Here is a 16,191-nt window from a genome sequence, read left to right on the forward strand (position 1 = left end):
CCGGTTTTTTTGTTTAAACATCACTTATACCATTGCGCGTGAGTAAATGATCTCTCAGCGAGAATTTAAAAGGGCTTAAACAAGGCGAATGACTGAATGAATAGTGGTTCTCTTTCGAAGTCATGCAACGCAGTGTAAGGCTTTTAAAACTCGCCTGAAAGGAATGGTATTACCATTACATAAACCAGGCTCGGTAGTTACGACCTTTCAACTTACCTTTATTCAATTTATTCAGCGCTTGTTTCGATACTTTGCTGTTTACCGCAACATAAGCACGGAACTCGGTCACTTTGATTTTGCCGATATCATTAAAGTCTAAGCCGTTATCACCGGTTAATGCGCCAACAACATCACCAGGACGGATCTTTTGCTTTTTACCGGCATCAATCTGAATTGTGATCATCTCAGCCGCTTGTGGCAGTTTGTTTAAGGCACTCATTGGTGGCAATGTTTCACTGACAACATCTTTACCCATGGCTTCTTCAATCATAGCCATTTTGTAACCGTCATCTTCACCAAAGAAGGTGTAAGCTGCACCCGAGCTACCCGCACGGCCAGTACGGCCAATACGGTGAATGTGTACTTCGGTATCGTAAGCAATGTGGTAATTAAATACCGCATCAAGCTCATCAATGTCTAAGCCGCGCGCCGCAACATCTGTCGCCACTAAAATACGCGCACTACGGTTAGCAAACTGTAATAACATTTGATCGCGATCGCGTTGTTCCAAATCACCGTGCAGTGCTAACACACTAAAACCAAACTCGGCTAACGAATCAGCCACTTGCTGGGTTTCACGCTTAGTATTACAAAAAACCACTGAGCTACGCGGTTGCTTATCAAGTAACAATAAGCGCAACGCTTCTAGGCGGCCATGGTTGTCGTCGACACGGTAAAAATGCTGTTCAATGGTTAAGTTGTCATGCTTTTGCTCAACTTTAACCATCACAGGGTTATACATGATTTGGTCGGCAATCGATTTGATTTGCTCAGGGAATGTCGCGCTAAATAATAACGTTTGGCGCTCACGCGGCGCAGCTGAAATAATTTGGTCAATGTGCTGCTGGAAACCCATTTCTAACATGCGGTCGGCTTCATCTAAAATCAACATGTTCATGTTGCTTAAATCTAAGCGGTTGCGATCTAAATGATCGACTATACGACCCGGCGTACCCACAATAATATGTGCGCCATGTTCAAGCGAACCAACTTGTGGCCCCATTGGCACACCACCACATAAGGTTAATACCTTGATGTTATGAATACCACGAGCCAGAGTACGGATTTCTTCTGCTACCTGGTCTGCCAATTCACGAGTTGGGCACAACACCATGGTTTGAATGCGAAAACGTTTTACATCAAGCTTATTGAGCAAACCTAAACCAAACGCAGCAGTTTTACCTGAACCTGTTTTTGCTTGGCCAATTACGTCTTCACCGGCCAAAATTGGCGGTAAGCTTTCGGCTTGGATCTGAGTCATCGATTCAAAACCCATGGTTTGTAGGTTTTCAAGCAATTCAGTTTTTAAATTAAGTGACGCGAAAGCCATGTTAACGGCTGGTTCAGTAGACTGACTCAAGGCGAATATCCTCTGATATCGAAAGCTAAAAAGCACGCAAGTGCTGCACAAACAAATTAGCCAAGGTTAATATTCTTAGCGTATCTATCTCTACGCATCAAATTGTCCTTGGCCATATATGCGCTATTGTAGCAATTTTCTTCAGCTTTCGCTGACAAATCTTTATATCAAACAGGGATATTTTATGATTCGTTGGCTAAACAATTTGACCAAAAAGTCCTTGCTGATAATCTCGTACAGCTTGGTCTATTTCTGCCTGAGTATTCATCACAAAGGGCCCCATCTGCACGATGGCCTCGTTAATAGGGTTACCGGCTAAAATCAACAAACCGACACCTTTATCTTCGGCCTGAAAATGACACACTTCAAGGGCATCTAATACCACAAACTCACCAGCTGTCGCGCTTTCACGCAAACCTTGGCCATCGATATAATGCAGATCACCTTGATAAATATAGGCACAGACGGTCTTAAAACGCTCGAGGTTTAGCGTGCCATGACCATGTGGTTGTAAGGTTAAATCGGCAATAGCGCCATTACCCGCCAGCCCTTCAATCGCGGCGTTGATTGCTAATGGATTATGATTAAACCCCCACGCACCCGCTAACGCAAAAAGTGTGGCGCCGTGCTCATTATTCAATTGGGGTTTATGTTGGTTGAGACTGTCTTGATATATCGGCGTACGCATTTTGTCTTTAGCGGGCATATTGAGCCAAATTTGAAAACCATGCAGGCCTTCTTTGGCATCAGCTAGCGGCATTTCAGAATGCACGACACCACTGCCAGTACTCATCCACTGCACATCACCGGCTCGTATCGGCTTAACATTGCCCATTTGGTCACGATGCTCAAACCCGCCTTTACGGATATAGGTAAAGGTTTCGACGCCACGGTGAGGATGTGGCGGAAAGCCACCAATAAAGTCTTGCTCGTCGTCAGATTTGATCTCATCAATCATTAAATAGGGATCAAAGCGAAGTTGCTCAAAGTCGGTAATACGCTTGATGTTAACGCCATCACCGTCCATTGCCGGTAATGCGCTAAAACGCTGTAGCACTTTCATGTAAACCCTATGAGCAATCAAATGATACCTAGAGCATAGCAGTCAACTAACTGAATAAATATTGCATAATAGTGTGATTTACGTTCGATAAAATCGATAATAGGTTTAGTTAAACTGCAATACTAACTCCGTTTGTCTGCTGCCTTGAGCGCTAATATCTTGACTATGCATTGCGGCATTTTGGCAATTTTTTTCAAATTGATTAATACCTTGCTGAAGTGTCATTGCATTAGTATAAATTTGATTAACAACTGCAGCTTGCTCTTCTGCTGCCACCGATATTTGCTCACCATTACTCTCAATAGTCGCCATCACGTGACTGACCGTCGTTAGACTTTGCTCAAGCATGTTTCCCGAGTCGATACTTTTATCGGTAAGCAAGTGGCTTTGATCCATTTGTACTACCGCCTCAGCCGTTGTGCGACTCAATGTATTGATAATTTTATGGATTTCATTAGCAGATGTTGCCGAGCGGCTTGCTAGATTGCGTACTTCGTCAGCAACAACCGCAAAACCCCTACCCGATTCGCCTGCACGAGCAGCTTCAATAGCTGCATTTAGCGCCAATAGATTGGTTTGCTGCGCAATACTCTCAATGACTTCAACTACTTGATTAACATTCAGGCATTGTTGATTTAAAGACGAAATCGCAATACGCGACTCAGAAAGTAAATGATTTATCTCTGTGCTAGCGGCTTGGCTATTGGCCAGCGCTGTTTTAGTGGCTTGCAATTGGGTAACCAATTTATGAATTTCAGTTGTCGAATTGGAAGTGCTCTGAGCAATATCGGTAACCGATGAACTCATTTGCCCTATCGCGGTAACAACCTGCTCAAGATTTTGAGACTGCTCAACAAGTTGGTTTTGATTAGCTTCATTTTGCTGCTGGTGTTCGTCTAAACCCTGCTGAAGATGTTCTCCGCTGTCTTTAATTCGCCCTATCACGGCCAATATTTCGGCCTTTTGCATCCGTAAACTTAATTCTAAATGAGATAACTCATCGGTATAACCGGTATAAACAAATTGGTTGAGCGGGTTATTGTGGATTGTCTTGCTCAAAGCGAGCACAGCTTCAAAACGGTGTTTCAGCAAATAAAGTGGCATACAAAAACACATGACAGCGGCAACAAGCCCAAAAACAGCAAATGTTGAACTTAAATAAGGTAGGCTAATAAACAGAGTTACTGAGCACAACCAAGTTACAAAGAGTTTAGTGATAATACTGGCGCCAAACTTTGGCTTTGGCGTTTTACCCGCATTAACCGAATCATAACAAGCCTGAGCACGCTGGGTTAGCTCGGGGTCGGGTTGCGTTCTCACAGACTGATATTCGCAAATAATACCATTACGTTTAATTGGAGTAACATAGGCATTAACCCAATAATACTTACCATTTTTACAGCGGTTTTTTACCAGCCCCATCCAGCTTTGCCCTTGCTTAATGGTATCCCACAAATCAGCAAATGCAGCCTTAGGCATATCAGGATGGCGCACAATATTATGCGGCTGATTGATTAACTCTTCTTTGGTGTATCCGCAGGTCGCAATAAAATCATCATTAACATGTGTAATAATACTCTCTAGATTGGTTGTAGAGAGTATTTTAAAATCCGGCGGATAAACGACTTCTTCGTCGATAATATCTTTTGCAGTCATATTGATTTATTAAGTCTTGTTAGATAGGCCATGATGTTGATTATTATTCAAGCAACATCATTTTTATGTGATGGCTCACGACTTTAACAAGTAAAAATACAATGCCATCAAAATACCTAGAATAGATCACATAGAGAGTTTATTGATAACGAGTGAGATCACTTCATAAGGGGTTACGGTTGTAACAATACCCAGCAAACAATATTGTTTATCGCATTCATGATGTGTACTAGATAACGGTAAACAATGCAAAACGCCGTATAATCAACGTGAACTTACCATTATAGGACGATGACGTGTTAACAAAAATCCTCATTACCATGTTAGTTATTATTGGGGCAATTGTGTATTTACGACGAGGGCGAGGCAGTAAAGTCGCTCAACGTAACGCCGCTATCCATATTGAAAAGCCCCCCTTGCTAAGCAGGATGATTATTTACACTATGATTGCACTTTCAATGCTAGCCACTGCGGGTTATTGGGGCTGGGGTTGGTACGACGATAACACGATTGTAGAAGTCACGATTTCGTCCCCCATTGAAGCCATGACAGCGAGTTATAAGGTGCGCAAAAAAGACATAGAAGAGCAACGGATTACCACTATCGATGGCATACAAATTCGTTTATCTAACCAAGAGCGATTAACGGTAAAGTCACTCGACAACCATTAACACACAAAACAATCACCACAACGTTAAGGTGACCAATACTCGCGTAACAGGTCATTACTCGTTAAAAGTCTAATGTGCCAATTCACTTGAACTTTACTTTCTATTAACAATCAAAGGTAACAACGATAAAATAAAACGACACTGACGCTAAATGACTAGCATTAAAACCTGCACAGAATGCACAAACAGACACGTTAGTACACTTGAGCAACAACACTTATCTAAGCCATTGAGTTACGCGTTAGTAATGCATAGCGTACTCATTGTATTAATGGCCTGGTTTTGGCAACAAGATAACAAACAAAGAGTGGCAAAACACGCGCCTTCAAGCAAACATGCCGCCATTAAAAGTTATCTCATCACCTCACAACACTATGAGTCGATGCTCGCGGCTACTGGCAACAAACCAGAGCATGAAGCTCAATATAAAACTAAATCTGAATCTGAACCTGAAGTCGACATAAAAAGTGCAGCGAACTCATCCGCTCAACGCATTGAACAAACGTCTTTATCAACCCAAAGTGACTCGCCAAGCACAATAGTATCGGCCTCGATACAAACGGTTCCCATAAAATCAGCCCCAATAGAGGAACCTGCATCGAGTGAGCCTGCATCGAGTGAACCAGTATTGGCAACAACAATCAGTACTCCAACCGTTAAAAGCAATCATCAACCGAAAGAGCCTAAACCAACAATCAACTCAACACTCAATACATCGACCAACACAATTAATGCAGCCTTTTCAATGCAACAAGCCGCGACGCAATACTTACAGCAGCATAATAACCAACAGCTTGAACAACTCATTGGCGCGCAAACAGCAGCGAAAAACAAACCCGTTGGCAGTTTGAGTGAGATGGACACTGAGGTGGAGTTCATTGAGCTAACACCTAACATTGACACCAGCCAACCCCATACGTTAAATCACAAATTAGATCCTAATCGAATTGTAAAACAAGGTGATTATTGTTATCGAGTGGTCAATCTGGCAACTCAGGTGAATCCCCATGGCTGGGGGTTAGGCTTTGCAGAGTATTGTGGCGAAAATGAACAAAAGCAGCAGCTGACAGAAGCCATTAATAATAGAGTCAATAAAGTCAAAAACGGATTAACATTCACCGATACGATCAACTAGACGACTGAATAATCTATTTAGGTTGTTTGCGATATTACCCCGACACCACCTGATTTCGCCCTTGAGCTTTCGCTTTGTAAAGTCTTTCATCTGCGGCTTTATAAATCTGTGGTAAATGACTGCCATCATCAGGCCAACGTGCGATACCAATACTAATGCTAGTGCTGAGCTTACTGTTACCAACGTCAGTAATGTTGTCTATTGCGACGCGCAAACGCTCTGCAATTTGGCTTGCTTGCTGCATATTCGTATTAGGGATGAGCATACAAAACTCTTCACCGCCAAAACGGAAAGCCCAATCATTACGTCGTCGCATATCATTTATTAACTGAGAAACCTTAACCAAAACCTTGTCACCGGTATCATGACCAAACTGATCATTAATCTTTTTAAAATGATCAAGATCGAGTAGTAACATCGACACTGACTGTTGTTCTTCAGGTAAACTTTGGCATAGCATATCGAAAATGGAATCCAACAATAAACGATTATTTAACCCCGTTAACGGGTCTATAGACGCTATTTGCTGCAAACGTTCAACCGCTTCTGCACGCTTAAATTCATAACTAAAAGATAACGCCCAAATGGCCGCTAAACACAGTAAGATATTGGCAATGGTAATGGTAATGGGATAAATATCGGCAAGATTGTAAATCAAGGCATACGTTAAAATCGCAATACCTGCCGTCATATATACGCTGGTATAAAGGGTGCCTAGCTTGATGCCTAATAACAAGTATGACAAAACAGGAATAATAAATAACCAGGTAAATAGCCCAGAATTAAACGATGCGCTATAAATGCCAATCAAAATGACCGTAAAAACTGCAAATAAAAATATTGAGCACCATAAGGTCAGGTTAGGCGTGCGTTTATGAATTGCGAGTATACCAATACATAAACATACCACCGCCAACTCAACCAGGGCGTACACCTGGAAACCACTAAACCAGTTATTCACGACAAAAAGACTGCCTGCAATAATGATGACAATTAACACTGCCTTTAACACTGTACGACGATAATCGAGTTCGCTTGCCCATAAATTAGCAATAGCCATTAATGTTTATCCCTGTTTAACTTTTACAGCTACCTACATTCACGGTGGCCATACGAGTTGTCTCAATATCCTGAATTCAGATTAAAGAGTTAATATGATTTAAAAGCGTAGATCAAAATTAGGTAATTTGTTCAATGATTAAATGGTTAAGACCTGACAAAAAAGACTAAAAGAGCATTAACTGACCAGTTAAGTATTAATATCATCAAAACGGACCACCAATGGTTGCACCTCAACCAATCAAAACTCATTATTATTCATATCAATCACGATTTTATGACAATAAACATTCCCACTCAAACGCGGAAATAAGACTCAATATGGCTAAACCTAACAAAAAAGGCCCAACACGCACAGTCGATATATTCTGTGCTCAGTGTAAAGCGCAACTGTTTACCTACCGCAAAGGCGGTAAAGGTGCCCTAATCAAATGCTTTAAAGAACGTATCGTAAAAGATAATACTCAAGTGCCGTGCACGTGTCCTGAGTGTGGCCAAATATTTGCTCGAGACACACTGGTGAGAGGCGCTCCAGCCTATAAAATGGTGGGCGGCAAAGTCACCTTTAAATAATGTTGTACGTAACATAGATGCACATCCACGATAAAATCTATCTTAATTACCTCATGCTATCAATGTTCTTAAATAACCCATTTAAACCACACCCGCATAAAATAATGATCAATCTCCAGCGGCGCAGAGCTACAGCAAAATCAATAACAGCATCTTGATATCATTATAAAATAAGCGCTCGAGCCCGTTTTGAGGCTGTATTAGCTATCGCGATTATTTGCGAACTGGATCGCTTTTTATAAAACTAAACTGCATACACTGAGTTTATTGTGCTAAATTTAGAACTCACCGTTCTATTTTTTAATCTTGAGAGGCGACTATGGCGCATCGTTGGCAAATTGCTATTTCTGCAGGTTTATTGGCAGCCGTTTGGGCTGGCCTTGCGGATGTGTTTCATCTGGTCACATGGGTCGGCTTTCTTGGTTGCAGCACCTTTTTCGCGCAAACCGAAACGGGCGTAAAAGGCATGATGATGGCAATGACAACTAATCTTTCAGGTGTATTCTGGGGATGGTTAATTATTGCAGGCAGTGGCGTATTAGGCTCATCTATCATTAGCTACGCATTAACCGGTATTGTGACTGCGTTTATGTGCCTACAAGCCAGCAATAAAAACTTTGCGTTTATTCCTGGAACCTTTATTGGGTGCTGTATCACATTCGCGCTTAATGCCGATCTTGCCGCTATTATTCCACCATTAATGATTGGCGCTGTACTTGGTTATAGCATGAGCTTACTCACTGGCTTACTTATTACCTTAACGGACAAAACAGCAGAATCAATAAAAGATGATGCAGTAAAAGAAATGTAGCAACTGCGATTAGAACCTAAACAAATCTTGCATTAGATAAGCCGATGAACACATCGGCTTTTTCTTTGAGTTTTCATTCAGCAACAATAACTAACCATTAACTGGCACGAGGCTTAATTAACAGAAGTTCTGTTTGCCTGCCATTGAGATACCACACCCCCGATTTATCGAAAATGGCATCTTCTTCTAACATGATTCTAATTTCTTTTTTCCACTCTTCTATAAAAATAGCGTTATTGAGCTCAATGGCATACGCGGTATTTACATGTAATGGGTAATCACCATCACCTGGTACTCCCTCTTGCGAATCCCACATCCCCAGCGTAGTGCCGGCACCATGGCCATGATAACCCAGCGGGTGGGTATAAATGGTTGGCTGTAACCCTTGTGAAATGGCCTGCTGACGAGAACGTGCCAACACTTGGTTACCCGTCAATCCTTCAGAGAAATGCCCCGTAAAGATATCTTGGAGTTGATTGCCAAATAACAGTGCCTTTTGTAAATAGTGGGGCGCCTCGGTTTCACCCGGTTTTAATACATAAGCATGTTGCTGCGTATCGGTATTTAAGCGTAAATAGGTTATGCCAAAATCAACATGCAATAGATCGCCCGGTAAAATAATCTGTTTACCGTCGTCATTCGCTAAACTTGAATTATGCTTAACATTAACGTTATCACTTCGTTGAATTGAAACGGTTGGGTGAAACCAAGTTTGTAGCTTAAGTTCAACAATGCGCTCTCTAAGCCACCACACCACATCGTCAGTCGTTGTTTGCCCTGGGGTGATAACCTTGCTTGAAAATGCTTCTGCTATTATCGAATGCGCTAATTTTACAATATCTTTGTAAATCGCTATTTCTTCAGGGATTCTTTGTTCTAGCCAACCGATGGCAACAGGTTCAGCTGAAACAACTTTGGTTTTGTATTTTTCAGGTAAATGCGATAACAGGCTTTCTTTATCGGTTGCGACCAACCCATCAGCATGTGCCCAATGTGAAGATTGATTAATACCGATGCTATTAGGTCGGTAGCTTTCAATTAATTCATTAAGTGCTAACCATTGATTGGGTTGTTTTGCTTTATCCCACGCTTTTTCGAAGACATGGCCAACGTTATAAGGCGCAATAGCATGAGCACCTATACTGCCATCACTTTTACGCGCAAACACTAATATTGTTGTACGACGAGCAGATAACCACGTTGCAGGTAATAATGTTTTAAGCACCGGATCTTCATTGTACTCACGGCCAATGATGACCCACATATCTAGCTTATGTTCGTTCATTAGCTTGGGCAATAATAGCTCAACACGCTTTGCCAATATATTATCGAGAAAATCTGCCCTGTCGCGCATAGGTAAAATATCAACAGTATTTGTTGCCCATGAATTAGCGCAGAAAGTTAATATCATAAAAAACAAAAAGTAGACCCAATTGAAAAAACGCAAAATTAATTCCTTTTATTAGCGACGAAGCAGTCATTACCTTTCAACAGCTAACCTGTTGAAAAAATGAGCTTTTATCGATTTATTTAAACCTAAATAATTAACTCACTATATGCACCCAGTAAATCAAAATAACACTCACTCACCAAAGGCTTTTGGCGATGTCATTATTTTGAATAGGTAATGATTACAATCTCATACTCTTGGTACAGGTATCAACGTTATCTGGTGTACAAATTGAAGTCGGGATGTAAATTATTTTCTCATATTGTTGTTCTGTTACAATATTATAAAGTGTCAAAATGGCTTGTCTGCCCATTTCATATGGGTTTTGACCAATATTGATATGAGCAAGATGCTCTTCCAACATCGTTAATTGTTCAGAGGATGTATCAGTGATAACGATAATGACCTTGTTGTCATTAATCTTTGCCAGGTAAGGGGCGATCATTTTACGGTAAAGTACTTGGTCATTTTGCGGCCAACCACCGACTGCAATAAAGGCGTCTGCTTTTACGGGTTTACCTTTCAAAACAGATTCCATCTGCTTAACAGATCGATCAAGTTGATCAAAATTAAAAAAAGGCTCCCTTATTTCAGTCCAGCCCGAGTCGTTATTAAGCAATTCTCCAGGAGGTGCAGCGTATTTTTTTCCGGATAATGCTGAACGGACTCCCATCAGTCTTAAGTTCAAATTAGGAGAATCTGGTCGCCCAGATTGCATTATGAGTGTTCCCCCATCGGGCCGAAGTTTTTTTAACTCTTCACCTAGTGATTTACCCAATTCAACATTGTCAGTGCCTATATAGGCTAGGCGTAAATTGTTAGGGTCTTCGTTGATTGAAGCATCAAAATCAGAGTCATAGGTAACAATCGGAATACCTGCTTCTTTAGCTCTTTTCAGGCTATTATTCGCGAGATATTTAGATTGTGTAATGGCGACAGCAATACCATCGACACCTTCATCAATCAGCTGATTTATTACCTGGTCTTGCATCCTAACGTTACTTATATTGGGTCCCCGATATATGCACTCTACGCCTTTTATTTGTGCGGCAGCATCTATACAGCCAATTTTACTTTGCTCAAAAAAAACACTGTTAAATTTTGGTACCACTGCAAGTTTTAATTCTTTTCCATAGACAGAAGATACGGGTAATACACTAAAGACAACACACAATACGAGTAATCTCGCCACATAACCTCCTCAGATAAATCAGAGCACGACTCTGCTTTACAATAAAATATAGCAAAGGGATCCAGTTAAAGATATGAGCTGGAGGCTCCTCTTAGCATTGCCACCCATGATTAGACCGATAAACATAACGACTTTTATTTTTAATCATCTGAACGGTAATCTACGTATTCTGTATTTGTTCAAAACTATAAAATCCAATCTGGCTCCTCTTACATTGCCACCCATTTTTATGTCTCCTCTTACATTGCCACCCATTTTTATGTTGGTTCTTAAAATTGCTCCCCATGATTAGGCCGATAAACATAACGACTTTTATTTTTAATCATCTGAACGTTAATCTACGTATTCTGTATTTGTTCGAAACTATAAAATCCAATCTAAAAGTATCAAGATTTAACATTAGACGGGACTTCAAGTGACAAGACTAAACGCTGCGCACCTAAAGGGACCTGATACCTATCAAGCAATGGATAAACAATATTGTTTTCGTCTGTTTTACTTAAGCTTGCAGCCAACGTTGACAATTTGATGCGCCTTGTCGTCGTTTACGTTCCAGGTGCTCACAATATTCGGTTAAGGCAGGTAATGCGCCGACAGCACCTTTGAATAATGCACCAAACTCTGTGGTGATTTTCAACCAGTTTTCGGCAGGAATATTAAGTCTATTCAGTATGTCCTGGCTGCTTGAACTAATGGCGCCACGCTTATCTTCTCGAATAATCCGACCGGTATCTTCAACCAGTACAATGTAGTCTTTCACGCTGAACATTAACCCGTTAGGCATATTTAAACGCTCATTATCCACAAACGGTAATAGTTCTGTTGGTTGCTCGCCTTTCATCGCTGAATTTATTCGACGTTGAATACTGGTGTAATCTGAGGTTTCTGGAGTTGCGGCCATCTTGGCTCTGACTGGGTTTAAATCAACATAGGCCATACAGGCTAATACTGCCGCTTCATCAAGCAGTGCTTGGGACTTAAAACGACCTTCCCAGAATCTTCCGGTACATTTATCCTCTTTGTTGGCCATTCGAGCGATTGGCTCACTTAAAGAGCGCATAAACCAGCTGATGTCGATTAAGCGTTGCCTATATTGGGTTATGCAATCATGCACTGTGTTAAGTTCAAATGAGTTTAAGTCCTCACCTTTAACAAATTTTTGCGTCAGTAATGTGCCTTTAAAACCTTTGTGCCATTGAATTAATACTTCTTTATCTGACCAGCATTTCGCTTTTTCTGCATCAACCTTTAATACCACATGCAAGTGATTACTCATCACAGCGTAGGCACAGATATCGATAGCAAAGATGGTTGCCAATTCAAGAATACGAGAATCAACCCACTCACGCCGATGCTCAAAATTCTCTCCTGTAAAGTTATCAATTCCGCACAAAAAAGCTTTGCGTACCACACGCGAGCAACAGTGATAATAAGGGGTATCTTCTAGACTAACGATTGTCTGTCTTGGTCTGGCCATCTTTAAATACCATTTAGCAGGGGGTAAATAAAGCGTAGTTTATTGTCTGTTATTTCGCCAACTGTTTTGGGTGGCCATGTTAATTGTTGGGTGGCCATGTTAATTCTGCTCATTAACTTACCGCGCCCTGTTTATTTGTAAATTAATTGAGGCGACAACTATCCTGACACAGGGGGAAATGTTTGAGGTACGAAAAACAGCAAACTGTTTTTTGTCCTTTTGAGCAACTTGTTAGTTGCCTATGCACAACACCAGTGCTAACATTTGTGAGTACACAATAAAATTAAGGTAACTATTATGGATACTCGCATACAATTTAGGGTTGATGAAGAAACTAAACGCTTAGCGCAATTAATGGCTGAAAGCCAAGGACGCACATTAAGCGATGCATGCAGAGAGCTTACCGTAGGCTTAGCTGAAGAACAACGAAAAACAATGACCCATGATTTATGGTTAACAGAACAAATAAATGCGGCATTTGACAAGATTGATAATGGTAAAGCTAATTTTATTGAACACAATGAAGCTAAAAATCAGATGGAGGCTAGAAAGAATAAGATCCGAAATAGAGATAAAATATGATTTTTTGGGAAGAGGAGTCACTCAATGACCGAGAAAAGATATTTGAATTTTTATTTGATTTTAACCCTAGCGCAGCAGAGAAAACGGACCAAATAATAGAAACTAAAGTTGAAAACTTACTTGAGCATCCATTAATGGGTGTTGAAAGAGATATTTTTCGTGGTCGTGTATTAATTATTCCAGAAGTTTCTATGATTGTCTCATATTGGGTAGATGGTGAGACTATCCGAATAATGCGAGTGTTACACCAGAAGCAGAAGTTTCCACAAGATTAAGAAAGGCAACTAACGCCAAGCTAAGCGGAAAAATACAGTTAGGCTAAACTGCGCGGAGCGCGAGCCAACTGTAATTTTTCCGTTTGAGCGCCTTGTTGAACGAAGCCGCTCTGCGGCAGAAAAGATAAAAACACATCTTTAGCCCCATCATAAATACTTACTAGACCCTGCCTACCTTGGCAGCTATCTAGGAGTATTACTATGAACGCTCACGAACAACAACGCTTTGATTGTCTTTATCAACAACATCTTACCAATTTAACGCTCCAAGGCAAGCGGCCTGCTACCATCGACGCTTATAGTCGCGCTGTCAGGCGTATTAGTGCTTATTTTGACTGTTGCCCTGATAACCTTTCAACCAATGATTTGAAGCGGTACTTTGCTGATTTAATTGCTTCTCACTCATGGAGTACCGTTAAACTTGACCGTAATGGGTTACAGTTTTTCTACCGGTATGTTCTTAACCAGCACTGGGAGTGGCTGAGTATTGTTAAGCCACCGCAGGTTAAACGTTTACCCGATATATTGACCCCTGCCGAAGTCTCTATCGTCATTAGTCTCACCCATAAGCTGCGATATCAAGTGTGCTTTTTAACCTTGTACAGTATGGGATTGCGCCTCGGTGAAGCCATTTCATTGCACGTTGGCGATATCGATTCAGCGTTGATGCAGGTGCATATCCGTGACGCCAAAGGCGGCAAAGACAGGCTAGTCCCTTTACCACAGCGCACACTGTTAGCGCTGCGATATTACTGGCAAACTCATCGTCATCCTCAGCTTTTATTTCCTGGTAAAGACGGTAAGCCAGGCTCAATGATAGATAAAGGCGGTATTCAAAAAGCACTAAAGCGAGTGATTCGTGAGTGCAACATCCACAAATCCATTAGCCCACATAATTTACGTCACAGCTATGCGACTCATCTGCTCGAACAAGGGTTAGATTTACGCTCAGTACAGCACTTACTCGGCCACAACAGCCTTAACACTACCGCACGCTATACCCGCCTCACCACCATCACCCGCAAGAACACGGTCAAATCAGTTAACCAACTCACTGATAATTTGGTGCTCAAGTGGGAGTGTGACTCATGACATTCATCGATATTTTACGTGACCATCTTGATGCGCTTAATCAAGCTTATGATGGCCAAATAACAACATCAATGCGCCATGCCATTAATGCCATGCTGAGCTGTCGCGTTCACACCCAAAGAGCTAGCCACTGGGCTTGTCACGCTTGTACTCATACCGCTGACTTTCCACTATCATGCGGGCATCGCAGTTGCCCGCAATGTCAGTACAACACCACGGCAGACTGGCTCACTAAGCAACAAGCCAAATTACTGCCCGTCGACTATTTTATGGTGACTTTTACATTGCCATTTGAGCTGCGTGTTGTGGCTAAACATCAACCGGAAGCGCTCTATCCTGCCATGTTTGCCGTCGCTGTCAGTGTACTCAAAGACTTCGCGCTTAACTCACCAAAGCTTGCTGGTGATATTGGTTTCACCGGCATACTGCATACTCACAGCAGACGGCGTGAATTGCATCCGCACATTCACTTTATTATTCCAGCGGGCAGTTTTAACAAGAGCCAAAAGCAATGGAAAAAGAACAAAGGCAAATACCTGTTCAACGCCTTTAACCTCGCCAACGTCTGGCGCGCACGTTTGCTGGAACATTTGGCAAAACGTAATCTCACACTGCCAACCTCACTACCGAAAAAGTGGGTAGTAGACTGCCAACATGTGGGCAAAGGGTTGCCTGCTCTGCAGTATTTATCACGCTATCTTTATCGCGGCGTACTGGCTGACAAAAACATCAAAAGTCATGTCGATGACAACGTGAGTTTCGAGTATGAAGACAGCCAAACAAAGTCGACAAAAGTACGCACTTTACCCGCAATAGAATTTCTCTGGTTAATACTGCAACACGTATTACCGAAGGGATTAAGACGAGTAAGAGACTATGGATTACTCAGAGGTAACGCCAAAAAGCTCAGGCTACAAATACAGCTTATGCTGGCGGTTGCAGGGGCAGTGTTTCCAATCATTCCCGAAATAAAGCGCAGATTAGCAACCCGCAGCTGCCCATGCTGCCAGCAACCAATGCGCTTTATGGGCGTAGTGAAACGACCGACAAATTTACGGCTTATAACCTAATGCAGGAAAATAATAAGGATAATGGCTTAACTGAATACCGTGGAGGATTAATTTAACGCATTGAAATTAAGAGAGTTAAATAATTAGCAAATGAGCTAAGGGAACTTGCTGACTACAGAAAACTAGCACGATAACCATCACATCAAACAGCGCGTTTTCTCGAGCTATTATTTACATAATAAAGAGTCACTCTCAGGTGTTCGGGCTTGTTCAACACTTAGGATAAGGACGCGGCTTCGCGCGGCCTATCCTTATTTGTATGGATAATAACTAAGTAATTTGGGTAAAGTGAGACCCAAGCTTTTGTTGCAACTTAAGCCTTCTATTTGATAGCTCGATATCCTTATGGCTCCTCTATTGAGAGACCGATAACTAACGTGAGCATCATGTAGAACTCCAAGCACTCATCTCGAATAGTCGACTGGGTCTAGAACCCGTATTTCGCAATAAAGAGAACGCTTATTATGAATAGTAATCACATGCAAAACATCAATGTCGGAGTTGAT

General features: G+C 41.6%; 15 protein-coding genes. 8 read left to right on the forward strand and 7 right to left on the reverse strand.

Going from position 1 to position 16,191, the window contains the following annotated elements:
- Window positions 1–175 precede the first annotated feature (175 nt).
- The 3 genes from dbpA to AC19MX_RS16570 form a co-directional block, all read right to left on the reverse strand.
- Entirely contained in the window at window positions 176–1,549 is a 1,374-nt protein-coding gene (dbpA, locus tag AC19MX_RS16560) for an ATP-dependent RNA helicase DbpA (protein ID WP_432402633.1), read from the reverse strand.
- A 226-nt stretch (window positions 1,550–1,775) separates the two neighbouring features.
- Window positions 1,776–2,642 carry a pirin family protein gene (locus AC19MX_RS16565; RefSeq protein WP_498299238.1) on the reverse strand — a complete coding sequence of 289 codons (867 nt, stop codon included), beginning with the start codon at window positions 2,640–2,642 and terminating at the stop codon, window positions 1,776–1,778.
- A gap of 105 nt (window positions 2,643–2,747) precedes the next feature.
- Window positions 2,748–4,298 (reverse strand): methyl-accepting chemotaxis protein, encoded by a 1,551-nt coding sequence (locus AC19MX_RS16570; protein WP_498299239.1) that lies wholly within the window; start codon window positions 4,296–4,298, stop codon window positions 2,748–2,750.
- Window positions 4,299–4,594: 296 nt separating this feature from the next.
- On the opposite strand from AC19MX_RS16570, the gene AC19MX_RS16575 reads away from it, so the two are divergent.
- Window positions 4,595–4,969, forward strand: a complete 375-nt coding sequence (locus AC19MX_RS16575; RefSeq protein ID WP_498299240.1) for a hypothetical protein — start codon at window positions 4,595–4,597, stop codon at window positions 4,967–4,969.
- Between the two features lie 247 nt (window positions 4,970–5,216).
- A complete protein-coding gene (locus AC19MX_RS16580) occupies window positions 5,217–6,104 on the forward strand; it encodes a hypothetical protein (protein WP_498299241.1) in 888 nt (295 codons plus the stop codon).
- Between the two features lie 34 nt (window positions 6,105–6,138).
- Here AC19MX_RS16580 and AC19MX_RS16585 read toward each other — a convergent pair whose 3' ends face one another.
- A complete protein-coding gene (locus tag AC19MX_RS16585) occupies window positions 6,139–7,164 on the reverse strand; it encodes a GGDEF domain-containing protein (protein ID WP_498299242.1) in 1,026 nt (341 codons plus the stop codon).
- Between the two features lie 320 nt (window positions 7,165–7,484).
- Between AC19MX_RS16585 and AC19MX_RS16590 the strand changes: the two genes are divergently transcribed.
- Both AC19MX_RS16590 and AC19MX_RS16595 read left to right on the forward strand, forming a co-directional pair.
- On the forward strand, window positions 7,485–7,736 hold the full coding sequence (locus tag AC19MX_RS16590; RefSeq protein ID WP_498299243.1) for a hypothetical protein: 252 nt from the start codon (window positions 7,485–7,487) through the stop codon (window positions 7,734–7,736).
- Between the two features lie 319 nt (window positions 7,737–8,055).
- Window positions 8,056–8,547, forward strand: a complete 492-nt coding sequence (locus AC19MX_RS16595) for a DUF1097 domain-containing protein (protein ID WP_160053445.1) — start codon at window positions 8,056–8,058, stop codon at window positions 8,545–8,547.
- Window positions 8,548–8,644: 97 nt separating this feature from the next.
- Here the strand turns inward: AC19MX_RS16595 and AC19MX_RS16600 are convergent, their stop codons facing one another.
- From AC19MX_RS16600 to AC19MX_RS16610, 3 genes are all read right to left on the reverse strand, one after another.
- On the reverse strand, window positions 8,645–9,958 hold the full coding sequence (locus tag AC19MX_RS16600) for a M24 family metallopeptidase (RefSeq protein WP_498299253.1): 1,314 nt from the start codon (window positions 9,956–9,958) through the stop codon (window positions 8,645–8,647).
- Window positions 9,959–10,178: 220 nt separating this feature from the next.
- Window positions 10,179–11,189 carry a substrate-binding domain-containing protein gene (locus AC19MX_RS16605; RefSeq protein ID WP_498299244.1) on the reverse strand — a complete coding sequence of 337 codons (1,011 nt, stop codon included), beginning with the start codon at window positions 11,187–11,189 and terminating at the stop codon, window positions 10,179–10,181.
- Window positions 11,190–11,688: 499 nt separating this feature from the next.
- Complete coding sequence (locus tag AC19MX_RS16610; protein ID WP_498299245.1) at window positions 11,689–12,666, reverse strand: transposase; 978 nt, start codon at window positions 12,664–12,666, stop codon at window positions 11,689–11,691.
- A gap of 297 nt (window positions 12,667–12,963) precedes the next feature.
- On the opposite strand from AC19MX_RS16610, the gene AC19MX_RS16615 reads away from it, so the two are divergent.
- The 4 genes from AC19MX_RS16615 to AC19MX_RS16630 all read left to right on the forward strand — a co-directional run bounded on the left by AC19MX_RS16615 (window position 12,964) and on the right by AC19MX_RS16630 (window position 15,685).
- On the forward strand, window positions 12,964–13,248 hold the full coding sequence (locus tag AC19MX_RS16615) for a damage-inducible protein J (protein ID WP_498299246.1): 285 nt from the start codon (window positions 12,964–12,966) through the stop codon (window positions 13,246–13,248).
- Window positions 13,245–13,523 carry a type II toxin-antitoxin system RelE/ParE family toxin gene (locus tag AC19MX_RS16620; RefSeq protein WP_498299247.1) on the forward strand — a complete coding sequence of 93 codons (279 nt, stop codon included), beginning with the start codon at window positions 13,245–13,247 and terminating at the stop codon, window positions 13,521–13,523. The genes AC19MX_RS16615 and AC19MX_RS16620 overlap by 4 nt, the downstream gene beginning before the upstream one ends.
- Window positions 13,524–13,724: 201 nt before the next feature.
- Window positions 13,725–14,615, forward strand: coding sequence for a tyrosine-type recombinase/integrase (locus AC19MX_RS16625; RefSeq protein WP_498299248.1), 891 nt, complete (start codon window positions 13,725–13,727; stop codon window positions 14,613–14,615).
- On the forward strand, window positions 14,612–15,685 hold the full coding sequence (locus AC19MX_RS16630) for an IS91 family transposase (protein ID WP_498299249.1): 1,074 nt from the start codon (window positions 14,612–14,614) through the stop codon (window positions 15,683–15,685). The genes AC19MX_RS16625 and AC19MX_RS16630 overlap by 4 nt, the downstream gene beginning before the upstream one ends.
- Window positions 15,686–16,191: the final 506 nt, after the last annotated feature.

The organism is Shewanella sp. MF05956 (assembly GCF_059758055.1).

Bases quoted from the DNA above. Each gene is read 5' to 3' on its own strand.
- AC19MX_RS16625 (WP_498299248.1), top strand. From the start codon at position 13,725: ATGAACGCTCACGAACAACAACGCTTTGATTGTCTTTATCAACAACAT.
- AC19MX_RS16595 (WP_160053445.1), top strand. From the start codon at position 8,056: ATGGCGCATCGTTGGCAAATTGCTATTTCTGCAGGTTTATTGGCAGCC.
- AC19MX_RS16565 (WP_498299238.1), bottom strand. From the start codon at position 2,642: ATGAAAGTGCTACAGCGTTTTAGCGCATTACCGGCAATGGACGGTGAT.
- AC19MX_RS16600 (WP_498299253.1), bottom strand. From the start codon at position 9,958: ATGATATTAACTTTCTGCGCTAATTCATGGGCAACAAATACTGTTGAT.
- AC19MX_RS16590 (WP_498299243.1), top strand. From the start codon at position 7,485: ATGGCTAAACCTAACAAAAAAGGCCCAACACGCACAGTCGATATATTC.
- AC19MX_RS16580 (WP_498299241.1), top strand. From the start codon at position 5,217: ATGCATAGCGTACTCATTGTATTAATGGCCTGGTTTTGGCAACAAGAT.
- AC19MX_RS16610 (WP_498299245.1), bottom strand. From the start codon at position 12,666: ATGGCCAGACCAAGACAGACAATCGTTAGTCTAGAAGATACCCCTTAT.
- AC19MX_RS16585 (WP_498299242.1), bottom strand. From the start codon at position 7,164: ATGGCTATTGCTAATTTATGGGCAAGCGAACTCGATTATCGTCGTACA.
- AC19MX_RS16630 (WP_498299249.1), top strand. From the start codon at position 14,612: ATGACATTCATCGATATTTTACGTGACCATCTTGATGCGCTTAATCAA.
- AC19MX_RS16615 (WP_498299246.1), top strand. From the start codon at position 12,964: ATGGATACTCGCATACAATTTAGGGTTGATGAAGAAACTAAACGCTTA.
- AC19MX_RS16570 (WP_498299239.1), bottom strand. From the start codon at position 4,298: ATGACTGCAAAAGATATTATCGACGAAGAAGTCGTTTATCCGCCGGAT.
- dbpA (WP_432402633.1), bottom strand. From the start codon at position 1,549: ATGGCTTTCGCGTCACTTAATTTAAAAACTGAATTGCTTGAAAACCTA.
- AC19MX_RS16620 (WP_498299247.1), top strand. From the start codon at position 13,245: ATGATTTTTTGGGAAGAGGAGTCACTCAATGACCGAGAAAAGATATTT.